This window comes from Psychrobacter sp. T6-1 (assembly GCF_052258445.1).
This window is the reverse complement of sequence record NZ_JBQQFC010000488.1, coordinates 1-1,245: the sequence shown is the minus strand read 5'-3', so window position 1 is coordinate 1,245 and position 1,245 is coordinate 1. Positions and strand designations below refer to the sequence as shown.

At 51.1% G+C, this 1,245-nt stretch carries 2 protein-coding genes; both read right to left on the bottom strand.

The window, feature by feature from the left end:
• A partial coding sequence (locus ACTXGO_RS14030) for an FAD-dependent oxidoreductase (protein ID WP_443574952.1) occupies window positions 1-311 on the bottom strand: 311 nt, incomplete at its 3' end.
• 1 nt (window position 312) lies between these two features.
• The coding region (gene nadA, locus ACTXGO_RS14025) for a quinolinate synthase NadA (protein WP_443574951.1) at window positions 313-1,245 on the bottom strand (933 nt) is incomplete at its 5' end.

Below are 1,245 nucleotides of genomic sequence, written 5' to 3'. Positions count from 1 at the left end.
CATAACCATTGCACAGCCGATTGTCCAGCGCCCAAGATATCCGTTGTGTTATCGGTTGTACAGAGTCCAGCACCTGCAATAAGAGTATCACTGACATGATCAGTGATAGAATCCTCTTTATCCAAGCTTGCCGCTATGCCGCCCTGCGCATAGTGACTTGAGCAGACTTCAAGCGCCGCTTTACTCAGTACCGTGACATGTAGCGATTTTGGCAAAGCCAACGCCGTGCTGAGGCCAGCCAAACCTGCCCCGATAATGAGGACATCAGTTTGCCGAATACTTATATTGTCAGCGCTTATAAGTCTATTCATATTACGCGGCCCCCACGTTAGCGAAGAGGGCACGGTCTTTAACAATATCACCGCTGGCAGTAACGCGCTGCTTTTGCGTTTCAGCGAAATCTAACATACGCTGTAATGGCTTTTTGGCAGCGACTGCTAGCTGTTGTGACATCAGTACCTCACCGCTTTGATCCGTCAAACAGCGCTCGATACCTTGTAAGCCATTCATTGCCATCCATGGGCAAAATGCGCAGCTCTTACAACTGGCGCTTTCCCCTGCCGTTGGTGCAGCCAAAAAGCGCTTATTTGGTGAGCGTTTTTGCATCTCATGCAAGATACCTAAGTCAGTGGCGACAATAAAGGTATCGGCATCCATCTCGTAAGTAGACTTGAGTAGTTTACTGGTGGAGCCAACCACATCAGCCAGAGCCACCACGCTATCAGGCGATTCAGGGTGTACTAGCACTTTTGCCTCAGCATGCTCAGCCTTTAATTGCATCAGCTCAGTCGCTTTAAACTCGTTATGTACCAGGCATGAGCCTTGCCAAAGCAGCATATCCGCGCCCGTCTCTTGGGCAATGTATTTGCCTAAATGCCTATCAGGACCCCAGATGATCTTTTCGCCATTGTCATGGAGATGACGGATGATATCGATACCGACAGAGGAGGTTACCACCCAATCAGCGCGCGCTTTGACCGCAGCGCTGGTATTGGCGTAGACCACCACTGTGCGCTCAGGGTGAGCATCACAAAACGCGGAGAACTCATCAGCAGGGCAACCTAAATCCAGAGAACACTCCGCTTGTAGATCCGCCATCAGCACCGTCTTTTCCATGCTCAAAATCTTGGCAGACTCACCCATAAAGCGTACGCCTGCAACCACCAAGGTCTGAGCACTATGCGCTTGCCCAAAACGCGCCATCTCAAGCGAATCACCGACGCACCCGCCCGTCGCTAGTGCCAA